Below are 24,847 nucleotides of genomic sequence, written 5' to 3'. Positions count from 1 at the left end.
GTGACACGCTTCACACCATAGCGGGTCATTTCGAAAAAGCGCAAGCAAGGTGACGCTACTGGTGCATCGCCTCGTGGATCTGCAGCGCAAACCAGAGCTGGGCAACAGTGGACGTTTCACCCATGTCCAGCCCCGTCAATTCACCGATTTTCCGTATCCGGTAGATGATGGTTTGCCGGTGCGCGAACAGGGCTGTCGCGGTTTTCTGCCACGAACGCTGCGAGTCCAAATACGTCCTCAGAGTGACAAGGAGATCGCCTTCCTGGCTCTGCTCGTAGTCAAAAATCGGGCCGAGAAGACGCCGGACCAGCGCCGTTCCTTCCTCAAAACCGGTGAGTCCCAGCCACGATGGCCCCTCCGCATAGCGGGACAGCCTGAGCCTGTTGGCCCGGGCTGAACCCAGCGCCCAGAGGGACTCCTGCAACGCGCGCTGGATGTTCGCAACGGCTGCAGGCGCGCTGATTCCGATCAGCGTTTCCAAGCCGGCGCAGTGCACCAGGATGTCGTCAGGCACGTCTGCCGGGACCACCACGTGGAGCCTGTTGTTCCGCTTCAAGGACGCAGACGCAACCCCATGCCGCCACAGTTCGATGTGCACGTTGGCCAGCCTGTCGCCGTCGTCCGCTGCTCGATCCGCGGCGTCCGCCGCCATCGAGGCGAGCAGGAATCCTTGCGGCGGAACCTCAAATGCGGCGAGCCGACTCTCCATTTCGGCCACTCCCAGGCGTCCATCCATGGCCTGCAGCAGGAACTCGCCGGCCAGCCGGTGGCGGCCCTCCAGCGACAGCACGATGCGCGAAAGTTGCAGTCCCAGCACGGTTGCGGCGTGGAGAAGTACGACGGCGTCCGGGTGCGGTTCACTGTTGGGCAGCACCACCAGGAGCGCGTTGGCGTGGGTGGGGATGTCCATGGTCAGCACATGCCTGCCCCGGATGCGGTGCCACTGGAAGTTCTTCCCTGCCGGCGACACGTGCCCGGACGACGGAGCCCAGGCATCGGCGAGGAACTCCGGAAGCGCCTTCCCCTCCGGGTGCCAAGGATGGAGGCAGCGGCGGTCCACCACGAACAGCTCTGCGTCGAGCTCGGTCGCCAGCCGCTGGACCAGGCTCTGCCAGTGGTCTTCCGAGGCACCCACGGTGCGCAGCAGATCGTAGACGCGCGCCGTCTGCCGGAGCCGGCGGGATTCTTCGAGCAGGGAGGACTCGGCAACCGACCGGGCGATGGCTATGAACGGCAGCGGGTACGGAATGTTGAGCAGGGGCAAAGGCAGCCGGTCGCAAGCGGCCAGGAATTCGGCGGTCAGCGGTGGCGCGTGCATCTTCTCGCCGATCGCCAATGCACTGGCGCCGCTGTCCATGAGGGCCTCGGCGAGCGCCACCTGCCCGTCCGCATCGGCAGGAATGGACAGGCCGTTGGTCATCATGAGTTCGCCGCCCGTGACCCACTCCCACAGCCTGGGCAGGTCCGAGGTGTGGGCCCAGGTGATGCGGTTGTCCGCGCCGGCCGATCCGGCCAGGAGCGTGAGTCCCAACTGCGGTTCGGCGACGAGTTCGGCGACGGTGATTGCCATCTCTTACGCTCCGGTTCTCTGCTGTGGCGGCGCGTTTTCCCGCCTCTTCCAGGGGCGGTTAGACATTCGTCTAAACGCCTCGACTATTTGTAGTCAATGTAGCGCTATCCGGAGTGATCCGCGTCACCAAGAATGGAATTACTACTTCCCGCTCAACGGCGAGCACCCCTCAACCCAAGGATCGGTCAATGACAACGCACAAGCCCATCGGCCCTGTCGACGCCACCAAAGTCCCCCGGTTTGCTGGCCTCGGCACCTTCGCCCGCCTCCCCCAAATCGACCGTGTTCCCGACTACGACATTGCGATCGTGGGCGTCCCGTTCGACGGCGGAACCTCCTTCCGGCCCGGCGCCCGTTTCGGCCCTGCCGCAGTCCGCGAGGCCTCGCGCCTCCTGCGCCCCGGGTACCACCCGGAGCTCGACGTTGAACCGGTGTACGAAGCCCAAGTGGTGGATGCCGGCGACATCGCCTGCACCCCCTACGACATCACCCGGGCGGTCCGGGAGATCGAAGAGCAGGCATTGCCTTTGATGAGCGAAGACAAGCGGCTCATCTCTATCGGTGGTGACCACACCATCGCCCTTCCCATGCTGCGGGCCCTGAACAAGGTCCACGGCCCGGTAGCGCTGCTGCACTTCGACGCCCACCTGGACACCTGGGATACGTACTTTGATCAGCCGATCACGCATGGCACCATCTTCCGGCGGGCGTTCGAAGAAGGCCTGTTGGTGGAGGACAAGTCCATGCACGTGGGTATCCGCGGCCCGGTCTATGACCGCAACGACTTCCTCCGCGACCACGAATTCGGCTTCCAGATCATCCGCTGCTCGGACCTGGACGTCATTGGCGTCCCGGCAGCAATCCAGCGTGTGAAGGACAGGCTCGGCGATACCCCCGTTTACGTTTCCATCGACATTGACGTGCTGGACCCGGCCTTCGCCCCCGGCACGGGCACCCCGGAGATGGGCGGGCTTCACTCCCGCGAGCTCCTGGCTTTGCTCCGCGGGCTGAACGGCATCAACATCGTGGGTGCCGACGTCGTGGAAGTCGCCCCGGCGTACGACCATGCGGACATCACCACGGTCGCCGCGGCCACCCTTGTCTTCGACCTCCTGGGGCTCATGGTGAACCGCAGCAAGGCAGACACCGCCGTTGTTCGTGAACTCGCTTCAGCATCCCGGACCGCGTCATGAGCACCGCGCCAACAACTGAGGTCCCGCGGCTCGAGGACAAGACCATCCAGCCGATCCCGGCCAACGAGCGCCATGGCAAAGCCCGCGACCTCTTCACCATCTGGTTCGGCTCCAACATCATGATCATGACCATCGTGACCGGCGGACTCGCCACCACGGTGTTCGGCCTGGGCTTCGTCCCGGCGATCGTGGGCATCATCATCGGCAACGTTGTGGGTGGCATCTTCATGGCGCTGCACTCGGCCCAAGGCCCTCAGCTGGGTGTGGCCCAGATGATCCAGACCCGTGGCCAATTCGGCTCCTTCGGGGCTCTGTTGATCGTGGTCATCGTGGTGGTCATGTACGTCGGCTTCTTCGCGGCGAACCTCGTGTTCGGCGGCGAAGCAATGGCAGCTGTGAGCCCAGGCATCAGTGTTGACGCGGGCATCATCATCATCGGCGTCGTCAGCGTCATCGCCACGATTTTCGGCTACCGGCTCATCCACGCCTATGCACGTGTCCTCAGCGTTGCCGCTGGGCTGGCACTGTTGCTGGCCTTCGGCTGGATCCTGGTGGTCCACGGATTGCCCGGCAACTTCCTGGAGACGGGCAACTTCAACTGGGTCGGCTTCATGGGGACCATCTCCGTCTCCGCCCTGTGGCAGCTGGCCTACGCCCCTTACGTCTCCGACTACTCCCGCTACATGCCGCAAGGCACGGGCTCGGCTCCGGCGTTCTGGGCCTCCTACTCAGGCTGTGTCCTGGGAACCCTGTTCCCCATGATTCTCGGCGCTTTGGTGGGAACGCTCGCCGTCTCCATGAACACCGGCGACGTCGAAATCGTCGGAAGCCTGGGCGCCCTGCTCCAACCATGGACACTGATCATCGTGGGCATCTTCTGCCTGGGCGTCGCGGCCTCGAACGCCATGAACCTGTACTGCGGCGTACTCTGCACCCTCACCATCGGGCAAACCTTCAAGCCCTCCTGGTTGCCACGGGCCAAGACGCGCAGCATTGCCGCGATCATCCTCTTCGTCGTCGCCGTCTCCATCGCCCTGTTTGCCCGCGACAACTTCATCCTCTTCTACACCAACTTCCTCTCCTTCCTCATGTACGTCCTGGTTCCCTGGACGGCCATCAACCTGGTGGACTACTACCTTCTGCGGCACGGCGACTACCGGGTTGAAGACTTCTTCAAGCGCGACGGCGGCGTGTACGGGCGGTTCAATTGGGTCGCCATCGGCTCCTACGTAGCAGGCGCCCTCATCCAGGTCCCCTTCTCGGCCACCGCCATCTACACCGGCCCGCTGGCCGCGGCGATGGGCGGCGTGGATATCTCATGGATCGTCGGCCTCGTCGTCGTCGCTCCCCTCTATTACTTCGCGGCCCGGCTGTTCGGCAAGAAGACAGAAGCCGCCCCCTTTCCCGCCACTGCACTCACCCCGGACCTGATCTGATCAGCCCTCATCCGACCACCCCCTGATCTGAAAGCGAATCATCATGACCACCCAGACCGAACAGTTCACCGTCCGACGCGCCACCACCGGTTCTTCACAGATCGACAGCGTCCCTGCCCTCCCGTTGCCCCTGCCTCCGGCGGGCCACTTCATCAACGGTTCCTTCGTCCCCGGCTCTTCGGGCCAGTCCATCGACGTCGTGGATCCCACCACCGAGGCTGTCATCGCTTCAGTGCAGGCCGGCACGGCCGATGATGTCGACGTCGCTGTTGCCGCCGCCGTCGTGGCCCAAAAGACCTGGGGTGCCACCACCCCGAAGGAACGCGCTGACGTCCTGAACCTCATCGCGAACATCATCGAGGAGAACCGCGTAGCCTTCGAGGTCATCGAGTCAGCCAACACCGGCAAACCGCAGGCCGTGTCCGAGGACGATGTCTCCAGCACCATCGACACCTTCCGGTTCATGGCCGGGGCCTCACGCACCCTGACCTCCATGGCCGGCGGCGACTACGCCACGGGCCACACCTCCGTGATCCTCCGTGAACCCGTGGGCGTAGTGGGCGTCATCACCCCGTGGAACTACCCGCTGCTGATGGCCGCATGGAAGATCGCGCCCATCCTCGCAGCCGGCAACAGCATCGTCATCAAGCCTTCCGAGCAGACTCCGCTGTCCACGTTGAAGCTGGTGGAAGTGCTGGCCGGACGCATTCCGGATGGCATCCTCAACGTCGTCACCGGACGCGGCCGGACTGTGGGGCAGAGGCTGTCCGAGCACCCGGACATTGCCTTGGTCGCACTGACCGGCAGCGTCGTCAGCGGCCAGGCAGTGGCCGAAACCGCCGCGAAGTCCGTCAAGCGCGTGCACCTGGAGCTCGGCGGCAAGGCTCCTGTTGTCGTCTTCCCCGACGCCGACCTCCGCGCAGCCGCTGCCGGTGTACGCAATGCCGGCTTCTGGAACGCCGGCCAGGATTGCGGCGCTGCCTGCCGCGTCCTGGTTCACGAGTCCGTGGCCGAAGAGTTCACGGAACACCTGGTACGCGAAGTCAGCACCTTGGTGGTCGGAGCCCCCGATGCAGGCGACGACGTCGAAATCGGCCCCATGATCTCCCTCCCGCACTACGAACGGGTCAAGGAATCGCTGGCTGAGGCCCGCGAGGCTGGCCTCAACGTGGCTCTTGGCGGTTCGGCGCTGGAAGGTCCCGGCTACTTTATCGAGCCCACGGTCATCAGCAACGTGCCGGCCGGGGCGCACATCGCCACGCACGAGATCTTCGGCCCCGTCGTCACGGTGGAGACCTTCAGCACCACCGAGGAAGCCGTGACCCGGGCCAATGAGAGCCCGTACGGCCTGTCAGCCTCGGTGTGGACGCGCGATTCAAGCCTTTCCCTCCGCATACCCAAGCAGTTGGACTTCGGCACGGTGTGGGTCAATGCGCACCTTGTCCTGGCGTGCGAGGTACCGTGGGGCGGATTCAAGGGTTCCGGCTACGGCCGCGACCTCTCGCTCTACGCCCTGGATGACTACTCGCGCACCAAGCACGTCATGATCAACCACGGCGCGTGAGCGTTCAGACAAGCAACGGAGCTTCAACCATGACAACTCATGTTTCCCGGGCATCGGGCGTACCGGCCGCAGCCACTCCCACAGCCCCCTTCGCCACAGACGCCACCTGGACCAACTGGGGCGGGAACCAAAGCGCGACCCCCGCCTTTACCGTTCGGCCCAGGAATGAACAAGAAGCGCTCGACGCCGTCCGGTTCGCCATCCGCGAAGGTTTGCCAGTGCGGGCGGTCGGCTCAGGGCACTCCTCCTCACCGTTGGTCCAGACCGGCGGCGTGCTGATGGACATGTCCGGGCTCTCAGCCATTACGGGCACTGACCAGCCCGGACGCCGGGCCCGTGCGCTTGCCGGCACCACCATCAACGCTTTCGGGGATGCCCTGTGGGAGAAGGGACTGGCGCTCAGCAACCAGGGCGACATCGACAAGCAGCAGATCGCCGGCGCCTTGGCCACCAGCACCCACGGATCCGGTAAGGATTTGGGCAGCTTCTCCTCCAAACTGCGCTGGGTGAAGCTGATCAACGGCTACGGCGAAATCGTGGAGATCGGCGAGGGCCAGCTCCGCGAACTCCGTGCCGCACAGACAGCGCTGGGAACGTTGGGGATCTTCCTGGAAGTCGAGTTGGCCGTTGAAGACAGCTATTACCTGCAGGAACAGATCACCTACCCAACGTGGGCGGAAACCGCGGCCACGTGGCAGGCCGACATCGACGACAACCGCCACTACTCGTTCCTCTGGTGCCCTGAGGACGACTCTTGTGAGCTGCTGGACCTCCCCGGCTCGCCGGACCACAGCATGGGTGGCCGCAGCTACACCAAGCGGTACAACGTCGCATCCGTCCAGGACGAAAGCCAGCTCTCCACCGTTGAGGGTGCCCGACTGGACCGTTCCTACCGGATCTACCCCGGCGGCTTCACCACACAGTTCCACGAACTGGAGTACTTCGTCCGCAGCGAGGACGGTTTGGTGGCCGTCGAGGCCATCCAGGACCTGATCCGCAGCAAGTATCCCGAGCAGAAGTACCCCGTTGAGGTCCGCTGGGTGAAGTCCGACGACGCCTACATGTCCCAATTCCAAGGCCGCGACAGCACCGTCATCACGCTGACCACCGAGCCCGGGACCGACTACTGGCAGTTCTTCCGCGACGCCGACGCCGTGCTCCAGGAATTCGAGCCGCGCGCCCACTGGGGAAAGATCCACTTCATGACCCGGAGCCGGCTGGAACGCCTCTACCCGGAGCTGGACACCTTCATCCAGGTCCGGCGCGAATTCGATCCCCGCGGGATGTTCCTCAACGACCACACGCGGGCCCTGCTCGCCTGACGGTCCGCCGACCTGATTGCCTGCCGGGGGTGAGGAGCAACCAACCCTCTCTCACCCCCGGGCCCCTCCCGCCAACCCTCGCTCACCCCCGGGCCCCCTCCCGCCAACCCTCGCTCACCCCCGGGCCCCCTCCCGCCAACCCTCGCTCACCCGCTTACACCCGCTTGAAACCCGGGAGTGGTAGTTTGATCTCTGCTGAGGCAGACACCCGCACTCAATCGGAGGACCATCCATGTTCAAGGGTTTCAAGGACTTCATACTTCGCGGCAACGTGATCGAGCTGGCCATTGCCGTCGTCATCGGCAGTGCCTTCACCGCCCTCGTGGCGGCTTTCACCAACCACATCATCAACCCCGTCATTGCAGCGGCCGGCGGCATGAACGCAGAGGGACTGGGCTTCCGCATCTGGCCGGACAACCCCGCCACCTTCATCGACTTTGGCGCGGTGCTGACCGCTTTGGTGACCTTTGTCATCACTGCAGCTGTGGTTTACTTCATCTTCGTGGCGCCAATGAACAAGATTAACTCCCTGGTCAAAGAACGCCTCTCCACCGAGGAACCGGAAGAAGAGCCGCTCCCGGCAGACACCGCCCTTCTGGCCGAAATCCGCGACCTCCTGAAGGAAGCTGCCGGCCACCGCGACGCAGACAACATCTCGGAGCTTGACTCCGACCTCGATTCCGACCGCACCCGCTAGGACGGACAGCTCATCGAGAGCACTCCCACTTAAGTTGCGTGGCCTGAGCCCGGCGTTCTCTCCGTGAGAACGCCGGGTTCTTGCGTGGCGGGCGTTCACCGGGCCGTTCCCGGAACGTGACGCACAAGCAATCGGTACGAAACAGGGTCAGGGCAGCATGAAAACATGAAGCCCAACGCGAGCACTCCCGTCACCGCGGACCTCCTCTGTGATGTCTGCGGCCAGCTGCCCGAACCGCCCAAGGCCCGACTCACCCTGGCCAACATTGCGGTCATGCTTCCCATCGAGCTGCTGGTCCACGCAGCAGTCGTGGAAACCCATCTGCCCTATGTAGCAAAGGTCCTGCTCCTGGCGGTCACCGCCACCGTTCTGGTCATCTGGGTGGCCGAACCCTCAGCAGCGAAAGTACTCAGGCGATGGTTGCACGCTCCGGCCCTCCGCCAACGACGCACGTTGAATCTGGCACCGTCCTTGTGGCGTGCCCGGACGGTGCTGCTCGACCAGCCCGGGTCCCTGCAGAAAATCACCCAATCCCTCGCCAAGCTGGATAGCAACATCCTCAGCCTGCACGTCCATCCGATGATGGCAACGGGGGCCGCTGTCGCCGCTCCAAGCGAGACCGTCATGGACGAGTTCGTCCTCTCGGCCCCGGGCAATGTCACCGAACAGGAACTGCTGAAAGCACTGCTCGACGGCGGCGGGCGCGAGTCCCACGTTTGGCCCACCACAGCTCTGGCCATGGCTGACGGCCAAACCAAGGCCCTGAGCCTCGCCACCCGCATCGCCGGTAACCCCAAGGAACTCCCCCACGCGGTCGCCGAGCTCCTTTCCGCCAAAGTCGTCCCCGTTGATCCCGAGCACCCGGCACCCCACACGAGTTCCGCCGTCGGGCTGTCCGCTGACATCCTCAAGATCCCGACGGCCTGGCACGGGCCCTTGGTGTTCTCGCGCCCGGGTGAGCCTTTCACGCCGGCAGAATCGGCGCGGGCGCACAGGCTGGCTGAATTGGCAGAGGTCTTGGCATACGGTCCGACGGTTTCCGCGGGTTCTTAGGACGGCGGGCGGACGGCCGGGAAGGTCCTGGCCGGTGCGCGATGCAGCTTAGTTGATCAGCTGGATTCGAAGGCGCGCTCCACGTTCCTTGGTCACCATCCGCCGTCCAATCGCTCCCTTTTGGGTGAGCCACAGAACGCTGCCGTCAGGAGTTACGGTCTCCACCGTGCCTTGGTCCACGATGTCGTCACCGCGCCAAATTTGAACAGTTTGGCCAACCAGCAACCTCCAGTTGGTGACGCTCTTACCCTGCGCCGGGACGAAGCGCGACCCAAACAACGACTCTTTCTTACGGTCTTGCACTCGACGACTCCTAGCCTGCTGTACATGGTTCTGTACAAGACCTGTGCCCCCACCAATCCGTACGTGACGCGGTTAAGGGGCCCAAAAAGGAGAAACACGGTTTCCCTAGAGTCCCTTCACTGCACCCAGGACCTTGGTCAGCGAATCCTTCGCGTCGCCGAACAGTAGGGTGGTTTGAGGCTCATAGAGGAGTTCATTTTCAATCCCGGCAAACCCGGGGCGCATGGAGCGTTTGAGGAACACCACCTGGCGGGCATCGGCAACCTCCAGGATGGGCATTCCGTAGATCGGCGAGCCCGAGGTGGTCTTCGCTGCGGGGTTGACGACGTCGTTGGCGCCCACCACCAAGGCAACATCGGCCGTCTTAAACTCGGAGTTGATGTCGCCCATTTCCTTAAGCGACTCATAGGGAACGTTGGCTTCAGCCAGGAGCACGTTCATATGCCCCGGCATCCTTCCAGCCACGGGATGGATGGCGAAATCCACCTCAATACCGCGTGCTTCCAGGGCCAAGGCAAGTTCGGCAGCTGTGTGCTGCCCTTGCGCTACTGCGAGACCGTACCCCGGCACAATGATGACCCGCTGCGCATAGCCGAGCAGGACTGCCACGTCCTCGGCGCTGGAGGACCGCACCGGCCGCTCACTCAGAGCGGTCGATCCCGCCGTTGATCCGCCCTTGAACGCCCCGAACATGATGCCTGCGACGCTGCGCCCCATCGCAGCCGCCATGGCCCGGGTAAGGATGGTGCCGGAGGCCCCCACCAAGGTGCCTGCAACCACAAGCAGGACATTGCCCAGCACCAGCCCCGAGGCTGCCACAGCCAGACCAGTGAAGGCGTTCAGGAGCGAAATGACTATGGGTACATCGGCGCCACCCACAGGGAGCACCAACAGGATTCCGGTAACAAGCCCCAAAACCAACAGGACCAGCGCCAGCACCAAGGATCCGTTGAGGATCACCACGACGCCGGCGCCCACGGCGGCCAGCAACACGACGGCCATCAGGACCGGCAGTCCCGGGAATGTGACCGGGCGTGTGGTCATGAGCCCTTGGAGCTTGGCGAAGGTGACGCCGGAACCCGCGAAGGAGACCGCCCCCACCAACAGCGTGAAGACGATTGCCACCCGAACCCAGGGCTCTTCCGTATGCGAGAGTTCCAGCAATGCCACGAGCGCCGCAGCGCCACCGCCCACACCGTTGAAGAGCGCCACGAGCTGGGGCATCTGGGTCATCTGTACCCTGCGGGCCACGGGGGCAGCCACACCGGAGCCCACCACGATGGCACCAAGAATCCAGGGAATATTGTCCAGTTTCACGGATACGAATACCGTCACCACTGCCAACAGGGCGCCAAATGCTCCGATCAGGTTGCCGCGCCGGGCGGTCCGTGGTGAGTTCAGGCCCTTCAGCGCGAGGATGAAGCACGCCGCCGCCGCAAGGTACAGAAGTGCCGTCCACGTGGGATTGAGCAGCGTCATGGGCGTCGCTCCTTAATTGCGGCCCCTGCGGCTCCAGCATCCGTCGGAGCAACTTTCGACGGCGGCCGTTGCCTTCCGCGGAACATTTCGAGCATCCGATCGGTCACCACAAAACCGCCGACGAGGTTGGCCGTAGCCAGGACAACCGCGAGGAGCGCGACCGCCAGCACCAACGGGTCTGCAGCCTGTCCAGCAACGATGATGGCCCCCACCAGGATGATGCCGTGGATGGCGTTGGCGCCGGACATGAGGGGTGTATGCAGTGTGCTGGAAACCTTGGAAACAACCTCGAAGCCCACAAAAACGGCCAGCACAGTGATCGTCAGCAAACTCATGCCATCCATCAGCGCACTCCTTCAGGTCCGGGATGAGTACTTCCAGCGGGTGCCGTTTCGCCGGCGGGCGCGGTGAGTGCCTCCGATGTGGGCGCATGCCGGACCTCGCCATCGTGGGTGAGGCAGGCGCCGGCCACTACTTCGTCGGCAAAGTCCGGGGCAACCACGCCATCCTTTGTCATGAGCGCCAGCAGGTTGGCCACGTTTTTGGCGTAAAGGCGTGAGGCGTCCGCGGGCATCGCTGACGCGGCATCCTTGATGCCCACCAGTGTCACCACTCCCTGACCGTCAGCGGTGGGTATGTGGATGTCCTGCCCGGGAATGCTTCCCTCAACATTGCCGCCGGATTCGGCCGCCAGGTCCACTACCACGGAGCCTGGCCGCATGCCCTGCACCATCTCGCGGCTCACCAGCAGCGGCGCCCTCCGGCCGGGGACGGCGGCCGTTGTGATCAACACGTCTGCCTGGGCAACGTGAGGTGCCAGGAGTGCGCGTTGCAAGGCACCGCGGTCCGCGCTCAATTCACGTGCGTACCCACCGGACGCCTCAGCGGTTTCGAGGTCAAGCTTGATGAACGTTCCGCCCATGGACGCTACTTCGTCAGCCGAAGCCGGGCGGATGTCGTTGGCGGAAACCCGGGCGCCGAGCCGCTTGGCTGTTCCGATCGCCTGGAGACCGGCCACACCGGCGCCCAACACCAACACGCGGGCCGGTGGGATGGTCCCCGCCGCCGTCATGTACAGCGGGAAGAACCGGGGTAGCCGCATGGCTGCTTCAAGGACGCACCGATACCCCGCCACCAAGGCCTGGGATGTCAACGCATCCATGGATTGTGCACGCGAAATACGGGGAACCAGCTCAAGGGCGAAGGATGTGATCCCACCGGCGGCGAGGGCCCTCACGGTAGGCAACTCCGAGGACGGCGACCCCAAGCCGACGGTGACAGAACCCCGGCGAAGGGCTCCCGCCGTCGACGGTTCCATGGGGCGTACGTGGCAGTAGACATCCAGTGTCCCGAGGTCCAGGGATTGGACCACGGAGGCGCCGGCCTGCCGGTAATCGTCGTCGCTATGACCGGAGGCTGATCCGGCCCCGGACTCGATCTGAACTTCCAGGCCCAACCCGGCCAATTGCTTGACCGTTTCAGGCGTGGCGGCCACACGTCGCTCGCCGTCGAGCGCCTCGCGCGCTATGCCTGCTTTCACCCGCCACCCCTCTTCCCGAACCCTCCAGAACCCAGTTGGCATGAGTCTATGACCGCGAAGGTCCGGGCGGGAGTAGGGGGCTGCGCTATGTGCACAACTCCACTAGGGTCGGTGGGAGCTGGGGGCAACCAGCCACCACACCGTCGACGGGCCGGTTCCGGCCGTGCCGTCGGAAAGGAACGCCACTATGGACACCTTCAAAATCGGTTACTTCGTGGGAAGCCTTGCAAGCAATTCCATCAACAGGGTCCTCTCCAAGGCGCTGATCAGCGTCGCGCCTCCGGAGCTTGAGTTCCATGAGATCGCCATCAAGGACCTTCCTTTGTACAGTTCGGATTACGACGCCGATTTCCCCCCGGCCGGCAGGGAATTGAAAGACTCCATTGCGGCGTCGGATGGGATCCTGTTCGTCTCCCCCGAATACAACCGCTCCATCCCGGGTGCGCTCAAGAACGCCATCGACTGGGGTTCGCGCCCGTGGGGCACCAATTCGTTCGCCCGGAAGCCCACCGGAATCATTGGCGCATCACCGGGCGGTATCGGAACCGCGGTGATGCAGTCGTCCATGCGGAGCGTATTGAGCTTCCTGGACGCGCCGCAGTTGAACGCGCCTGAGGCTTACATCCGCTTCGTCGCTGATGCGTACGACGACGACGGTTCGGTCAAGGACGAGGGAACCGCCGGCCTGTTGCGGCACTACATGGAGGAATACAGCGCCTTCGTGCAACGCGTCCTTGCCGCCAACGCCCCGGGCCACATCGGCGACCAGGAACCGGACTCCGCCAAGCTCACCCGCTAGGCGCTGGCTGTCCCCGCCGCCAACCGGCCGATGATACTGGTTTCCAGGTGCTCCAGCAGGTGCCGCGCGTTGTCGTAGACCTCCGCGGCACCTGCCTCGCGCAGCTCCGCCTCGCTGATCCCGCCGCAGGTCAGGGCAATCACGGGCATGCCGATGGCCGCGCCCGCCTTTACATCCCAGACTGCGTCACCAACAAAAACGGCATCCTCGGGGCTGACGCCGAGCTTCTCCAGGCACGCGACCAGGATGTCCGGCGCCGGCTTGCTCTCCTCGGCATCGTCGGAGCTGGTCCAGGCTTCAATGGAGGATCCGGCGTCGAGGATGTGGCGGCTCACTTCGAGGTCGCGCTTTTGCGCTGACGATGCCAGGCCCACAGCCAGGCCTGCCTCGGAGCATGCCGAGAGGAGGTCCCGAACCGATTCGAAGGGCCGCAGCGTGGGCCAGAATGTTGAGAAGACGGCCCCGTGGGCCGATTTCAGCTCCTCCTGCATGTCCCGCGGGCAATCAGGCACAAGGCTTTGAATGAGTTTGTCGCCTCCCATGCCTACGCGCCGGTGGATGGCGGACATTTCCACGTCCAGCCCTTCCCGTCGGAAGGCCTGCCACCACGCCATTGTGTGGAAATAGCTGGAATCAATCAGGGTCCCGTCCACATCAAAGAGCACGCCGCGTTTCTTTGTTGACGTCGCATCAGCTGCCACAGTTGACCACCTTCGCTTGCGCCTGTGCGCCCTGCGCTGCGAGCGCTGAGTCGATCACGGGCTCTTCCAGCATCAGGACAGCGTATCGCTCCGCGTCAGCGGTACGAACGAGGCCAGTTCCGGCTACTTCCCTGATGGCAGCTACTCCCTGAGCAGCCTCATCCACTGACGAAAACCGCTTGGAGAGGCCCATCAACACGTCCTCGCCGTCCACCATCAGAATCCGAAAATCCCCGTCAGGCGTTTCAACCAGTTCCAAATGCCCGGCCATCCCTACCTCCTCGTCTTCGATGCCAACCAGCATAGTAAGACTACTTAGTATAAGTCTTTCAGAAATATTGCGTAACGCGGGAAATAGGCGTCTGCAACTTGTTGTTGGCACCCACATGACAACAATTGGAATCATCGGTGCAGGACACATTGGCAGCCAAGTCGCCCGCAAAGCGGTGGAACTTGGCTATGACGTCGTCATCAGCAACTCGCGGGGGCCCGAAACGCTGAGCGAACTGGTCGCGGAACTTGGGCCGCGGGCCCGGGCCGCAACGCCGGCCGAGGCAGCAGCGGCGGGCGATTTCGCCGTCGTGACCGTGCCTCTCAAGAACTATCAAGGCATTCCCACGGAGCCGCTCGAGGGCAAGATCGTCATCGACACCAACAACTATTACTGGGAGCGTGACGGCCGCATTCCCGAGCTGGATAACGGCGAAGCCACCACCTCCGGCCTGCTCCAAAAGCACCTCCCCACGTCCAAGGTGGCAAAGGGCTTCAACCACATCTTCGCCAAGGAGATCACCACCGACGGCACCCCGTCCGGCACGCCCAACCGACGCGCCCTGGCCACCTCCAGCGACTTCCCGGAAGCCGCCCAACTCGTCACCAATCTCTACGACGAGTTCGGCTTCGACACCGTCAACATCGGCCCTCTGGAAGACAGCTGGCGCGTCGAACGGGACCGCCCCGCCTACGTCATCCGGCAGAACGCGGATGAACTCCGCGGGAACCTCGCCAGGGCCACGCGCACGGTCTGATCCCCAGCGCACGACGGCGGGCAAGCACCTTGCGCTTGCCCGCCACCCTATTCTTGGGCTGCTGCCAGCTGCCTGCCACGGAATAGCGGCGAAAACGGTGTCACGAAACGGGTCCAGGGCGCACTTTATGGGTGGCTGCTTCCTCAGATGCTTGGCGCATCGGGCATCTGGGGAAGCAGCTTCGCCCCAAGAGCCCCAATCCGAGGAGTCCCATGTCCACCAAAATCTCCAGCTGGCCCGCAGCAACTCCCATGTGGGTGGACCTGGGTGTTGACCACCTTGCCGAAGCTAAGGCCTTCTACGCAGAACTGTTCGGGTGGGAATTCGTGTCCGGCGGCAAGGAGGCCGGGGACTACACCCTGGCGTACGTGAGGGGCCGGGCCGTGGCCGGAATAGGTCCCAAACAGGAAGCGGGTATGCCCACCGCCTGGACCACGTACCTGGCCTCGGACGATGTTGACCTCACGGCCAAGAAGATCAGCGCAGCCGGCGGGCAGCTTCTCGCTCCTCCCTTTGATGTGATGGAATCAGGCCGCATGGCGTTGGCCCTGGACAGCGTCGGCTCGGTTTTTGGCGTCTGGCAGGCCGGAGCCCACATCGGGGCTGAACGCGTCAACGAGCACGGCGCCCTCTGCTGGAACGAACTCCACACGCGTGAGTACTCCACGGCCCGTTCCTTCTACTCGGAGGTCTTCGACGTCAGCTACCAGGACGTCACCGAGGAAGGCCTTGTCTACTCCACTGTGCGCAGGCCGCTGGATGGGCGGGAAGTCGGCGGAATGCACCACGACACCGCTCTTCCCGATGACGCGCCCAACCACTGGATGACCTGGTTCGCCAGCGACTACGTCGAAGGTACGGCCACCAGGGCAGTAGAGCTTGGCGCCACCCTGTTGGGCCCAGTGGAGGAAAGTGCCATGGGCCGGATGGTGGTCGTGCGGGCGCCCCAGGGTGAGGTATTCGGCGTCATCGACGCGCCACGCACCAGCGAGTAGGGCTGCGGGCGATGAGTCAGGCCGCAGCAGGATTCAAGGCCTCGGTGATGATCTCATGTGCGTGGGCCGCGGCGAGGGGTGCGGCCAGGCGGTGCACCGCTTGGAACGTGCGGCGAACAGCCGGTCCGTGCCACTCAGGCGGAAGGTAGTCGGCGGGCAGGTTCGGGTCCCGGTACGGGAACTTGCGCCACATGGTGAGCATCGGAATGTAGTAGCGGAAAGCGTCCCGCCGCAGCTCTGCCGTGGACTCAGCCAGAGCCTTTTCAGGATCGTCACCGACTCGCTCGGTCCATTGCCGCTCCGCACCTTCATACAACTCAAGGAACTCGGTGAACTGCTCATCGAGTTCCTTGAGGTCCCACCATTCCGAGATTTTGGGCCGCATGGGACCGTCGAAAACGTAGTCACTCCGGAACAGATCCACAAACTCGATCAGTCCCCCGGCAGTGAGCCGTTCCCGGGCTTGCTCCAGCTTGTGGGCCGGCGCGATCCACACGCCGTTGGCCACGGAACCAAACCCCAACGCCAGCAACGCGGAACGCAGTTGGTGCCTGCGGTTGCGCATCGATTCCGGCACCGAGAAGACAGCCAGCACCCACGTGTCCACCGGGGCGGGCGGTTCCGGTGCGAAGATCCGCCGGTCACCTTCACGGAACACATCGCTGATGGACTCGGAAATCTTGTACTTGGCGATTCCGCCTTCCCGGACACTCTTCAGCACGCCCTTGGCCTTGAGCCTGGAAACCGAGGACCTCACACCCGGAGCGTCGTAACCGAGCGAGCCCAGCATGGAGATCAGCGCGGAGACCGGCAAGGCATCGCCGGCGTTCCGGCCATAAAGGCCGAAGATCGTAACGAGCAGCTGCTGGTGGCGCACCGCGGGTGCCGGAACGGCGAACATCGAAAGAGCCTCATTTCCGCGCCCCCATCAGGCGCCAGTCCAGTTCATCATAGGTGCGGGACCGTGTGTGGTCGGCGTAGGCTGAGCGCCATCCGGCCACTTATTCCATGGAGGTCCCACGCCATGACCGATGCTGTTTCCTACGTCCCGGGTGAGCCCTGTTGGATCGAGTCACTTCAGCCCGACCTGGAAACAGCCGTCGCGTTCTACGGGCCGCTCTTCGGCTGGGAATTCGATGACCCCACTGTCCTTGGATACAGGGTGGCCCGGCTCGATGGGCGACCCGTAGCTGGAGTGGGGCAGGCCCCGCCAATGCTGGACCGCGGAGCATGGGCCACGTACTTCCTCGTGGATGACCTCGACACAACCGTGGGCCTCGTGGGTGAATCCGGGGGAACCCGGCTGGTTGGACCAGTCGAGGGAGGCGACGGTGAGCGTACGGCCTTGTTCGCCGACCCCAGCGGCGCACCTTTCGGGGTACGCGCCGGGAGTGCGCCCCTGGCGGCGGGAGTTCTTGACGCCCCCGGCGCATGGCAAATGAGTGCCCTGCATACCCCGGATATGGCCGCTGCAGAGAGGTTCTACGCAACCGTCTTTGGGTGGCGGTTGGAGATGGCACCCGCGGGCATCGGGCTGTGGCGCTTAGCCGGAAGTACACGCCGGGCCACCCACCCAACGCTGCCCGACGACGTCGTTGCCGTGGCGAACGGAGCCGACCCCGCGTCCGGCGTTCCGCCCCACTGGGCCGTCAACGTGCAGGTTTCGGACACAAACGCTGTGGCCCGCCGCGTTGTTGAGCTGGGCGGCTCTTTGTTGATGCCACCCACTGATGCCCCGGGCTTCCGAAACGCCGTGCTGGCTGATCCCAGTGGAGGCGTCCTGGCCATCAGCCAGGTCATCGGGTCGTAGATCAGGCACTTCGGCAAGGCACTATTCGGCTACCGGCACGTCGGCTGCCGGCACGCCCTTCACGGCGCGGACCAGATGCTCCGGCCAAGGCTGCGCCCTGGTGGTGCCGTTGGGGACGTGAACCGTGGTGACCGTCCCGTAAGCGGCTACCTCGCCGGCGTCGGACGTTACGTCGAAAGCCATGGTCAGCGAGGTGCGGCCGAGCGCGTGGATCTTCACCGTGGCGGTGATGCGCTGGCCGAACCACAGCTTGGCCTTGTAATTAATGACTTGCTGGACACGGGGAGCGCTGGGGAAGTAATCCGGTAGCTCCAGCTTCCGGAACAGCTCAGCTTCCGCAGCTTCAACCCAGCGCAGGATGGCCGAGTTGTGCTGGTGTCCGGAGGCGTCGGTGTCCACCCATTCCACCGTTCGCTCGATGCACGCCTCCGGAAACCTGTCCACGATCACTCCTAGCGGGCGCTGACGGTGGCGTCGTCGGCCTCGACGTCGACGGCGGTCACGGGCACCTCAGGCTGCGGCTTCGGAATCATCGCCACAGCGCCTGCCGCAAGTACTGCGATGCCGGCGAAGATCGCGAAGTTGGCCTCGAAAGGCAGCTTCGAGCCGGCGATCCAGCCACCGATCAACGGCCCGGAAATGGCACCCAGCCGGGCGAAGCTCAACGCCCACCCCGTAGCCGTGCCGCGAACCTTGGCCGGGTAGTAGTCGGCGATATAGCCGGTGAGGACCAGCGACGTGGAGATGGAACCGACGCCGGCGAAGGCGACGAACAGCAGGTTGACCACCATGGTGTTCGGGAAGACGAGGAGCATGATGCCCAGTCCGCCCAGGATGTAGAACACCACCAGGATGAGCTTCTTACCGTATTTGTCCGCAGCGCGGCCCAGGAGCAGGCCGCCGATGGCCGACGCCAGGCTGAAGACCAGGAGGAACGTCAGTGAAGAACCGAGGTCGTAGCCGGCCTTCTTCATGATGCTCGGCAGCCACGTGTTCAGGCCGTAGACGAGGACCAGTCCGCAGAAGAGGGAGATCCAGAAGAACACGGTGGACCGCAGGTACTTGCGGGAGAACATGGTGGTGATGGTCTTCCACCATGGATCCACAGGAGTGCCTTGGGCAGCGGGTGCCGCCTGGACCACGGGCCGGTAATTCGCGATCTGCAGCTTGGCGGCCAGTGCCTTGGCCTCGGATCGCCGTCCCTTGGACTCCAGATATTCGAGGGACTCAGGAAGGAACTTCCAGATGATCGGAATCAGCACTACCGGAGCAGCGCCGATCGCGATCACGGCGCGCCAGCCACCCATGGGGAGGACGAACAGTGCCGCAAGTGCCGCCGCTACAATCCCCAGCGAATAGCCGGAGTACATAAGGCCGTAGTTGTAGGACCGCTTGTTCGGAGCCGAATACTCGATGGTGAGGGCCGCTGCCACCGGGATGACGCCGCCCATTCCCAAGCCACCAATCAGGCGGAAGATGCCGAACAGTTCAGGCGTCGGAGCCCACGCCGCCCCGGCCTGGGTGAGCGTGAAGATCACCATGGAGGCCAGAAGCATCTTCTTGCGACCCACCAGGTCACTGAGTGTCCCAATGAACAAGGCCCCAATAAGCATGCCGATCAGGGCATACGATCCAAGGCCACCCAGAGCGAGAGGGCTGAGGTTCCATTCCTTGTACTCGGCAAGGGCTGGCAGGATGGCACCGAGAACGCCGACGTCGTACCCTTCGGCGAGGATCGCGAGCCAGCAGCAGAACAACACCAGTCCGGTGGTCTTCTTGGGCACGTTCCAGTCGTTGACTGGCGCGGCGGCCATGGCTACTTCACCAAAACCGATGCGGCGGCTGACTCAGGAGTCCAGCGGAGGTGGGTGTTGGCCTCTTCAATGTCCGCTTCCTTCAGCAAGGACAGGCGCGGACGAACGGCATCAGTGCGGGAGCTCGGCGGCTTGCGGCGACCGGCACGGAACTGCGGAATCCACTGGGCACCCGGGCCTTGGTACTCCTGTTCAGCGGCGGCGTGCAGGGTCCACTGGGGATCGTAGAGGTGCGTACGGCCCAGCGCGATAAGGTCCGCACGGCCCGCGAGCAGGATCGAATTTACGTCGTCGTAGCTGGAGATGGCGCCGACGGCGATCACAGCCACGCCTGCCGGAGCGGCAACTTCCTGGCGGATGCGGTCGGCAAACGGCGTCTGGTAGCTGCGGCCGAAGGCGGGCTTCTCTTCCTTGGCGACCTGACCGGTGGAAACATCCAGTCCGGCGGCACCGTGCGCCACGAAGGCGCGGGCAATCTCAACGGAATCGTCCGAAGTGTTGCCACCCTCGATCCAGTCGGTGGCGGAGACGCGCACCGTCACTGGCTTGCCGGCAGGCCATGCCGCGCGAACGGCGTCGAACACTTCCAAGGGGAACCGCAGCCGGTTCTCCAAGCTGCCACCGTAGTCGTCGGTCCGCTTGTTGGACACCGGCGAAAGGAAGGAGGACAGCAGGTAGCCGTGGGCGGCGTGGATTTCCAGGAGGTCGAAGCCTGCCTGCTCTGCGCGGACAGTCGAGGCAACGAACTCCGCCTTGATGGCATCCATGCCGGCGCGATCCAGCTCCACGGGTGTCTGGTTCTCCGGGCTGTACGGCAAGGCTGAGGGCCCGACAGCGGTCCAGTTGCCGGACTCCAGCGGCTGGTCGATGCCCTCCCACATGAGCTTGGTGGAACCCTTGCGACCTGAATGGCCCAACTGCGCACCGATCTTGGCAGTGGAACGGCTGTGGACGAAGTCCACGATTTCCTTCCAGCTGTCGCGCTGGTCGTCCGTGTACAGGCCGCTGCAGCCCGGGGTGATGCGGCCGGCCTCGGAGACGCAGACCATTTCGGTCATGACCAGGCCTGCACCACCGAGGGCTTTGGAGCCCAGGTGCACCTTGTGGAAGTCGCCCGGGATGCCATCCGTGGCTGAGTACATGTCCATCGGGGAGACGACAATGCGGTTCTTGAGCTCCAGCCCGCCTATGCGGAACGGTTGGAACATGGCCGGCGCAACCTCGGTGAGGCCCTGTGACTCTGCGAAGTCGCGGTCCACGGCGTCAGCGAACTCGGGATCACGCAAGCGAAGGTTCTCTTGGGTGATGCGGCGGCTGCGGGTCAGCAGGTTGAACGCGAACTGGGTGGGGTCCTGGTCCTTGTACTGGCCGATGCGCTCGAACCACTCCAGTGATGCCTGCGCTGCACGCTGGGTGGAAGCGACCACGGGCCGTCGCTCGGCCTCGTACGCCGCCAGGGCGGACTCAACATCCGCGTGCTCGTGCAGGCAGGCAGCCAGCGCCAAGGAATCCTCCATGGCCAGCTTGGTGCCCGAACCGATGGAGAAGTGAGCGGTGTGGGCAGCGTCGCCCAACAGCACCACGTTGTTGTGGCGCCAGCTCTCGTTGCGGACAGTAGTGAAGTTGATCCACTTGGAGTTGTTCGTCAGGACCTCGTAGCCGTTCAGCTCCTCCGCGAAGATCTCCCGGATTTTGGCGATGGCCTTCTCGTCCGAAACGCCGGGAGGGAAGACCTCGTTGGCGGTCTCGTCGAATCCTGCCGCGTGCCACACGTCCTGGTGCATTTCCACGATGAACGTGGAGCCCTCGTCGGAGTACGGGTAGCCATGGATCTGCATGACGCCCCATTCGGTCTCCTTCACGAAGAACTTGAACGCCTCAAATACCTGGTCCGTGCCAAGCCACATGAACTTGTTGGACCGCGGGTCCAGGTTCGGTTTGAAGGATTCGGCGTACTTGGCGCGGATCTGCGAATTGACTCCATCGGCGGCGAGTACAAGATCGTAGTTGGCTTCGAGTTCCTCGATAGCCGGGGCCAAGGTGCTGAACCGCACGTCCACGTTCAGTTCGATGCACCGGCGCTGCAGCAGTTCCAGTAGTTCCTTGCGGCTCATGGCAGCGAAGCCCTGGCCGCCTACCGTGATCATCTGGTCGCGGAAGTGGATGTCGATATCGGACCAGCGGGCAAAACGCCGGCTCATGTATTCGGCCACCACGGGATCGGCGTTGCCGATGCCGCCCAGTGTCTCATCGGAGAAGACGACGCCGAAGCCAAAGGTGTCGCTGGCAGCGTTGCGTTCCCAGAGCGTGATGTCGTGCGACGGGTCCAGCTGCTTCATGAGTGCTGCGAAGTACAGGCCGCCGGGGCCGCCTCCAACGATTGCGATTTTCATGGTGATGCTCCTTCTCAGGCCTGGCTCTGGCCGGCGGGGGTCAGTTGTTCGGTGTTGCTCGCGTTCCCGGTTGCGTCCTCTGAGAGGACTTTGTCGCGGAGCTTGAAGTGCTGGAGTTTGCCGCTGGGGTTCCGCGGCAGTTCGGTGACGAAGCGGACGTCCCGGGGGTACTTGTAGGGGGCGATGGTCTGCTTCACGAAGTCTTGGATTTCCTTGCGCTTGGCGGCGTCGCCGGTGACGCCTTCGCGCAGGACAACAAACGCGCAGACAATGCTGCCGCGCTCCTCATCGGGAATTCCGATGACCGCGTTCTCCACCACATCCGGGTGCTGGTCGATGGCTGTTTCAACCTCGGGCGCACCGATGTTGTAGCCGGAGGAGACGATCATGTTGTCCGAGCGGGCCTGGTAGGTGAAGTACCCGTCCGCGTCCATGGCGAACGTGTCCCCGGTGACGTTCCAGCCGCGGACCACGTAGTTCGCCTGCCGGGGATCGTCCAGGTAGCGGCAACCGGTGGGACCGATCACCGCGAGGCGGCCGATGGTGCCCGGGCCAAGTTCGTTGCCGTCATCATCAAGGATGGTTGCCCTGAAGCCAGGGACGGCACGGCCGGTGGTTCCGGGGCGGATATCGTCTCCGGCGGCAGAGATGAAGACGTGCAGCATCTCCGTAGCCCCGATTCCGTTGACCAACCGGAGGCCCGTGGCTTCATGGACGGCTTCCCAGGTTTCCTTGGAAAGGTGTTCGCCCGCCGAGACAGCGATGCGCAGGCCGCGGAGGAGATCGCCGCGCTTCTCCTTGAGAATGGCCCGGTAGGCCGTGGGGGCGGTAAAGAGGATAGTGGCTCCGGCCTTTGAGGCGTGCTCGGCCAGCTCCACCGGGCCAGCCTTTTCGGTCAACAGCGAGGACGCGCCAAAGCGGAGCGGGAAGACCACCAGGCCGCCGAGCCCGAAGGTGAAGGCAAGCGGTGGGGATCCGGCGAAAACGTCATCCGCGGTGGGCTGCAGGATGTACCGGGCGAAGGTGTCCGCATTGGCCAGGATGTCCCGGTGGAAGTGCATAGTCACCTTCGGCACGCCGGTGGTGCCCGACGTCGGACCCAGCAGGGCAACGTCGTCAGCGGCTGTGTCCACCGGGGTGAACATGCCGCTCTTGTGCCCGCAGCGCGAGGCGAGGTCGCCGTCGTCGTCGAATCCGTTATCGGCACCGTAGGTCAGGACGGTGACGTCTTCCCCGGCCGCAACCAACAGCTCATCCACGAACCGGTGATCAGAAATAGCCACCGCCGGCTTGGTGAGTTCGATCAGCGTGGAGACCTCGGTGGAGCGCAGCATGGGCATGGTGGTCACCACTACGGCGCCTGCTTTGAGAACGCCCAGCCAGGCGGCCACGATCCAGGGGTTGTTGGGACCGCGCAGCAATACGCGGTTGCCGGGAACAACTCCGAGGTCCTCGGTGAGGACCTGCGCCACCTGGTTGGAGCGCTTCTGGAGCTGACCGTAGGTCCAGACCGAGCCGTCAGGGGTCCACAGGGCCGGGCGGTCCGCGCCGTACTGTTCGACAGCGTCGTCGATCAGTACCGCGGCAGCATTAAGCCGTTCCGGGTAATGGAGTTCGGGAAGGGTAAATTCAAGCGCAGGCCAGGTATCGGCGGGCGGCAGGTGGTCGCGGGTGAACGTGTCCACGTGGGCCGATGGCATCATGCTCATGGCCGTTCCTTTCAGTGGTGCGTCGTTGAAGCTGCTGGTTGGTGGGGTTAGGAAGATGTTTAGGCGCCGGCCCGGATCATGCCCTCTTGGGCCACCGTGGCGAGGAGCCTTCCTTGCTGGTCGAAGAAGCGGCCCATGGCCAGGCCCCTGTTGCTCTGCCCGGATATGGCTTCCTGGGCATAGAGGATCCAGTCATCCGCCCGGCCGTCGCGGTGGAACCACATGGAATGGTCCAGGCTTGCGGTGGCGAGTCCCGGGCTGGACCAGTTGAGTCCGTTGACCCTGAGCAGAGGCTCCAAAATCGTGTAGTCGCAGACGTAGGCCAAGGCCGTGCGGTGGAGGTCGGCGTCGTCAGGCAGGGCGTCAAAGGCCTTCACCCAAATCGCTTGCTGCGGTACCGAACCGCCTTCCAATTCGATATATACCGGACCGGGAATATGCCGCATGTCGAAACTGCGGCCAGAGGACCAGTACTCTGCGGCCGGTCCGTCAGTCCCGTCCAGCACTTCGGCTGCCGTCCGCAGCGATTCAGGCTCGACGGCGGCGGGGGCGTCGGGTTGGAAGTCCGGCCCCTCTTCGGGAACCTGGAACGAACCCATGGCGGCATAGACGGGCTTGCCGTTCTGGAAGCCCCGGACCGTGCGGGTGGAGTACCCGCGACCATCGCGCAGGCGCTCCACTTCATAGCGGACACTGGAACCGATATCCACGGGACGCATGAAATAGCTATGCATCGAGTGCAGAGTCCTGTCAGCATCAACGGACCGCATCATTGCGGCCGCAGCCTGTGCCACCATGTCTCCACCATAGGCTTTTGGCCACGGCACGTACTGGGTGGTTGCTTCGTAGGCTTCGTCAAAAACCTCGGCCGTTGCGGGCGTGAGCTCAACGGCCTTGAGGAACGTCTCCGACGTCAGGGTTCCAGTGATCATGGCTTAGGCCCGGCGGTAGTCGGCGAGCGTTTCGTCGGCGACGTCTTCGAGGTTGACCACCAGGTTTTCCGGCGTACGGGCCGTCAGCCAGACGAGTTCCTCAGTGACGGACATGTTGGCTTCGACGTGGGGCATGAAGGGCGGGACGAAAACCCAGTCGCCGGCCTTCATGTCGAGGAACTCCGAGTAGTTCTCGCCGAAGTAGATACGGCCGTGGCCCCGGAGCACGTAGCCGCCGGTCTCAGCCTCGCCGTGGTGGTGCGGGAGCGAGCGGTAGCCGGGAGTGTTGGACACCTGGCCGAACCAGATCTTGGTTGCTGGGGTGTGCTGGATGCTCACGCCGGAGACGCGGATGCAGTCCCCGGACTGGGCGGTGTTGGTGTCCTCCGCACCGGCGCGGGTGACGACGGGAACGACCTTGCCATCGGCCTGGGCGTAGATGGAGTTGTCGCCTTCGAGGACGTATTCGGTGGTGCTCTGGCTCATGGGGTTCTCCTTCGGGGTGGTGT

The 24,847-nt window shown here is 64.0% G+C and carries 24 protein-coding genes; 10 read left to right on the top strand and 14 right to left on the bottom strand.

The window, feature by feature from the left end:
* Positions 1–55: 55 nt before the first annotated feature.
* Complete coding sequence (locus ACSSVG_RS11305; protein ID WP_492418960.1) at positions 56–1,570, bottom strand: PucR family transcriptional regulator; 1,515 nt, start codon at positions 1,568–1,570, stop codon at positions 56–58.
* 188 nt (positions 1,571–1,758) lie between these two features.
* Between ACSSVG_RS11305 and speB the strand changes: the two genes are divergently transcribed.
* The 6 genes from speB (at position 1,759) to ACSSVG_RS11275 (ending at position 8,835) form a co-directional block, all read left to right on the top strand.
* Positions 1,759–2,763, top strand: a complete 1,005-nt coding sequence (gene speB, locus ACSSVG_RS11300) for an agmatinase (RefSeq protein WP_231340407.1) — start codon at positions 1,759–1,761, stop codon at positions 2,761–2,763.
* Positions 2,760–4,199: a purine-cytosine permease family protein gene (locus ACSSVG_RS11295; protein WP_492418958.1), complete on the top strand. Its 1,440-nt coding sequence runs from the start codon at positions 2,760–2,762 to the stop codon at positions 4,197–4,199. The genes speB and ACSSVG_RS11295 overlap by 4 nt, the downstream gene beginning before the upstream one ends.
* A 43-nt stretch (positions 4,200–4,242) precedes the next feature.
* On the top strand, positions 4,243–5,763 hold the full coding sequence (locus ACSSVG_RS11290) for an aldehyde dehydrogenase family protein (RefSeq protein WP_492418957.1): 1,521 nt from the start codon (positions 4,243–4,245) through the stop codon (positions 5,761–5,763).
* Positions 5,764–5,792: 29 nt separating this feature from the next.
* Positions 5,793–7,085, top strand: coding sequence for a D-arabinono-1,4-lactone oxidase (locus ACSSVG_RS11285; RefSeq protein ID WP_492418955.1), 1,293 nt, complete (start codon positions 5,793–5,795; stop codon positions 7,083–7,085).
* A gap of 232 nt (positions 7,086–7,317) precedes the next feature.
* Positions 7,318–7,782, top strand: a complete 465-nt coding sequence (gene mscL / locus ACSSVG_RS11280) for a large conductance mechanosensitive channel protein MscL (RefSeq protein WP_231340403.1) — start codon at positions 7,318–7,320, stop codon at positions 7,780–7,782.
* 165 nt (positions 7,783–7,947) lie between these two features.
* Positions 7,948–8,835, top strand: a complete 888-nt coding sequence (locus ACSSVG_RS11275) for an ACT domain-containing protein (RefSeq protein ID WP_253465075.1) — start codon at positions 7,948–7,950, stop codon at positions 8,833–8,835.
* Between the two features lie 48 nt (positions 8,836–8,883).
* Here ACSSVG_RS11275 and ACSSVG_RS11270 read toward each other — a convergent pair whose 3' ends face one another.
* The 4 genes from ACSSVG_RS11270 to ACSSVG_RS11255 form a co-directional block, all read right to left on the bottom strand.
* Complete coding sequence (locus ACSSVG_RS11270; RefSeq protein WP_231340401.1) at positions 8,884–9,138, bottom strand: hypothetical protein; 255 nt, start codon at positions 9,136–9,138, stop codon at positions 8,884–8,886.
* 105 nt (positions 9,139–9,243) lie between these two features.
* Entirely contained in the window at positions 9,244–10,617 is a 1,374-nt protein-coding gene (locus ACSSVG_RS11265; RefSeq protein ID WP_231340400.1) for an NAD(P)(+) transhydrogenase (Re/Si-specific) subunit beta, read from the bottom strand.
* A complete protein-coding gene (locus ACSSVG_RS11260) occupies positions 10,614–10,961 on the bottom strand; it encodes an NAD(P) transhydrogenase subunit alpha part 2 (RefSeq protein WP_492418952.1) in 348 nt (115 codons plus the stop codon). Before ACSSVG_RS11260 ends, ACSSVG_RS11265 begins: the two co-directional genes overlap by 4 nt.
* Positions 10,961–12,157 carry a Re/Si-specific NAD(P)(+) transhydrogenase subunit alpha gene (locus ACSSVG_RS11255; RefSeq protein WP_492418950.1) on the bottom strand — a complete coding sequence of 399 codons (1,197 nt, stop codon included), beginning with the start codon at positions 12,155–12,157 and terminating at the stop codon, positions 10,961–10,963. The genes ACSSVG_RS11260 and ACSSVG_RS11255 overlap by 1 nt, the downstream gene beginning before the upstream one ends.
* A 187-nt stretch (positions 12,158–12,344) precedes the next feature.
* Here ACSSVG_RS11255 and ACSSVG_RS11250 point away from each other — a divergent pair, with 187 nt between their 5' ends.
* On the top strand, positions 12,345–12,956 hold the full coding sequence (locus ACSSVG_RS11250; RefSeq protein ID WP_159708033.1) for an NADPH-dependent FMN reductase: 612 nt from the start codon (positions 12,345–12,347) through the stop codon (positions 12,954–12,956).
* Here ACSSVG_RS11250 and ACSSVG_RS11245 read toward each other — a convergent pair.
* Positions 12,953–13,657 (bottom strand): HAD family hydrolase, encoded by a 705-nt coding sequence (locus tag ACSSVG_RS11245; protein ID WP_492418947.1) that lies wholly within the window; start codon positions 13,655–13,657, stop codon positions 12,953–12,955. The two genes, ACSSVG_RS11250 and ACSSVG_RS11245, sit on opposite strands and share 4 nt — an antisense overlap.
* The gene (locus ACSSVG_RS11240) at positions 13,647–13,961 is read right to left on the bottom strand and encodes a hypothetical protein (RefSeq protein ID WP_231340395.1); all 315 of its coding nucleotides are present in this window, start codon (positions 13,959–13,961) and stop codon (positions 13,647–13,649) included. Before ACSSVG_RS11240 ends, ACSSVG_RS11245 begins: the two co-directional genes overlap by 11 nt.
* A gap of 82 nt (positions 13,962–14,043) precedes the next feature.
* Here ACSSVG_RS11240 and ACSSVG_RS11235 point away from each other — a divergent pair, with 82 nt between their 5' ends.
* Together ACSSVG_RS11235 and ACSSVG_RS11230 are read left to right on the top strand one after the other, a co-directional pair.
* The gene (locus tag ACSSVG_RS11235; protein WP_492418945.1) at positions 14,044–14,685 is read left to right on the top strand and encodes an NADPH-dependent F420 reductase; all 642 of its coding nucleotides are present in this window, start codon (positions 14,044–14,046) and stop codon (positions 14,683–14,685) included.
* 212 nt (positions 14,686–14,897) lie between these two features.
* A complete protein-coding gene (locus ACSSVG_RS11230; protein WP_492418943.1) occupies positions 14,898–15,680 on the top strand; it encodes a VOC family protein in 783 nt (260 codons plus the stop codon).
* A gap of 16 nt (positions 15,681–15,696) precedes the next feature.
* Here the strand turns inward: ACSSVG_RS11230 and ACSSVG_RS11225 are convergent, their stop codons facing one another.
* Positions 15,697–16,581 (bottom strand): PaaX family transcriptional regulator, encoded by an 885-nt coding sequence (locus tag ACSSVG_RS11225; protein WP_231340392.1) that lies wholly within the window; start codon positions 16,579–16,581, stop codon positions 15,697–15,699.
* A 123-nt stretch (positions 16,582–16,704) separates the two neighbouring features.
* On the opposite strand from ACSSVG_RS11225, the gene ACSSVG_RS11220 reads away from it, so the two are divergent.
* The gene (locus tag ACSSVG_RS11220; protein WP_492418941.1) at positions 16,705–17,490 is read left to right on the top strand and encodes a VOC family protein; all 786 of its coding nucleotides are present in this window, start codon (positions 16,705–16,707) and stop codon (positions 17,488–17,490) included.
* Between the two features lie 21 nt (positions 17,491–17,511).
* Here ACSSVG_RS11220 and ACSSVG_RS11215 read toward each other — a convergent pair whose 3' ends face one another.
* Genes ACSSVG_RS11215 through ACSSVG_RS11190 form a run of 6 tightly spaced genes read right to left on the bottom strand, consistent with a single transcriptional unit; the run spans position 17,512 to position 24,824 of the window.
* Positions 17,512–17,934, bottom strand: coding sequence for an acyl-CoA thioesterase (locus ACSSVG_RS11215; protein ID WP_492418939.1), 423 nt, complete (start codon positions 17,932–17,934; stop codon positions 17,512–17,514).
* Between the two features lie 8 nt (positions 17,935–17,942).
* Positions 17,943–19,304 (bottom strand): MFS transporter, encoded by a 1,362-nt coding sequence (locus ACSSVG_RS11210; protein ID WP_492418937.1) that lies wholly within the window; start codon positions 19,302–19,304, stop codon positions 17,943–17,945.
* A 2-nt stretch (positions 19,305–19,306) separates the two neighbouring features.
* Complete coding sequence (locus ACSSVG_RS11205; RefSeq protein WP_492418935.1) at positions 19,307–21,697, bottom strand: bifunctional salicylyl-CoA 5-hydroxylase/oxidoreductase; 2,391 nt, start codon at positions 21,695–21,697, stop codon at positions 19,307–19,309.
* A 14-nt stretch (positions 21,698–21,711) separates the two neighbouring features.
* Positions 21,712–23,406, bottom strand: coding sequence for an AMP-binding protein (locus ACSSVG_RS11200; RefSeq protein WP_492418933.1), 1,695 nt, complete (start codon positions 23,404–23,406; stop codon positions 21,712–21,714).
* Between the two features lie 59 nt (positions 23,407–23,465).
* The gene (locus ACSSVG_RS11195; protein ID WP_253465103.1) at positions 23,466–24,338 is read right to left on the bottom strand and encodes an acyl-CoA thioesterase; all 873 of its coding nucleotides are present in this window, start codon (positions 24,336–24,338) and stop codon (positions 23,466–23,468) included.
* Positions 24,339–24,341: 3 nt separating this feature from the next.
* Positions 24,342–24,824: a cupin domain-containing protein gene (locus tag ACSSVG_RS11190; RefSeq protein WP_026541145.1), complete on the bottom strand. Its 483-nt coding sequence runs from the start codon at positions 24,822–24,824 to the stop codon at positions 24,342–24,344.
* Positions 24,825–24,847: the final 23 nt, after the last annotated feature.

The organism is Paenarthrobacter sp. E2MeOHC11 (assembly GCF_058744955.1).
This window is presented reverse-complemented; position numbering and strand designations above follow the sequence as displayed.

Bases quoted from the DNA above. Each gene is read 5' to 3' on its own strand.
- ACSSVG_RS11305 (WP_492418960.1), bottom strand. From the start codon at position 1,570: ATGGCAATCACCGTCGCCGAACTCGTCGCCGAACCGCAGTTGGGACTC.
- speB (WP_231340407.1), top strand. From the start codon at position 1,759: ATGACAACGCACAAGCCCATCGGCCCTGTCGACGCCACCAAAGTCCCC.
- ACSSVG_RS11295 (WP_492418958.1), top strand. From the start codon at position 2,760: ATGAGCACCGCGCCAACAACTGAGGTCCCGCGGCTCGAGGACAAGACC.
- ACSSVG_RS11290 (WP_492418957.1), top strand. From the start codon at position 4,243: ATGACCACCCAGACCGAACAGTTCACCGTCCGACGCGCCACCACCGGT.
- ACSSVG_RS11285 (WP_492418955.1), top strand. From the start codon at position 5,793: ATGACAACTCATGTTTCCCGGGCATCGGGCGTACCGGCCGCAGCCACT.
- mscL (WP_231340403.1), top strand. From the start codon at position 7,318: ATGTTCAAGGGTTTCAAGGACTTCATACTTCGCGGCAACGTGATCGAG.
- ACSSVG_RS11275 (WP_253465075.1), top strand. From the start codon at position 7,948: ATGAAGCCCAACGCGAGCACTCCCGTCACCGCGGACCTCCTCTGTGAT.
- ACSSVG_RS11265 (WP_231340400.1), bottom strand. From the start codon at position 10,617: ATGACGCTGCTCAATCCCACGTGGACGGCACTTCTGTACCTTGCGGCG.
- ACSSVG_RS11260 (WP_492418952.1), bottom strand. From the start codon at position 10,961: ATGGATGGCATGAGTTTGCTGACGATCACTGTGCTGGCCGTTTTTGTG.
- ACSSVG_RS11250 (WP_159708033.1), top strand. From the start codon at position 12,345: ATGGACACCTTCAAAATCGGTTACTTCGTGGGAAGCCTTGCAAGCAAT.
- ACSSVG_RS11240 (WP_231340395.1), bottom strand. From the start codon at position 13,961: ATGCTGGTTGGCATCGAAGACGAGGAGGTAGGGATGGCCGGGCATTTG.
- ACSSVG_RS11235 (WP_492418945.1), top strand. From the start codon at position 14,044: ATGACAACAATTGGAATCATCGGTGCAGGACACATTGGCAGCCAAGTC.
- ACSSVG_RS11230 (WP_492418943.1), top strand. From the start codon at position 14,898: ATGTCCACCAAAATCTCCAGCTGGCCCGCAGCAACTCCCATGTGGGTG.
- ACSSVG_RS11225 (WP_231340392.1), bottom strand. From the start codon at position 16,581: ATGTTCGCCGTTCCGGCACCCGCGGTGCGCCACCAGCAGCTGCTCGTT.
- ACSSVG_RS11220 (WP_492418941.1), top strand. From the start codon at position 16,705: ATGACCGATGCTGTTTCCTACGTCCCGGGTGAGCCCTGTTGGATCGAG.
- ACSSVG_RS11210 (WP_492418937.1), bottom strand. From the start codon at position 19,304: ATGGCCGCCGCGCCAGTCAACGACTGGAACGTGCCCAAGAAGACCACC.
- ACSSVG_RS11205 (WP_492418935.1), bottom strand. From the start codon at position 21,697: ATGAAAATCGCAATCGTTGGAGGCGGCCCCGGCGGCCTGTACTTCGCA.
- ACSSVG_RS11200 (WP_492418933.1), bottom strand. From the start codon at position 23,406: ATGAGCATGATGCCATCGGCCCACGTGGACACGTTCACCCGCGACCAC.
- ACSSVG_RS11195 (WP_253465103.1), bottom strand. From the start codon at position 24,338: ATGATCACTGGAACCCTGACGTCGGAGACGTTCCTCAAGGCCGTTGAG.
- ACSSVG_RS11190 (WP_026541145.1), bottom strand. From the start codon at position 24,824: ATGAGCCAGAGCACCACCGAATACGTCCTCGAAGGCGACAACTCCATC.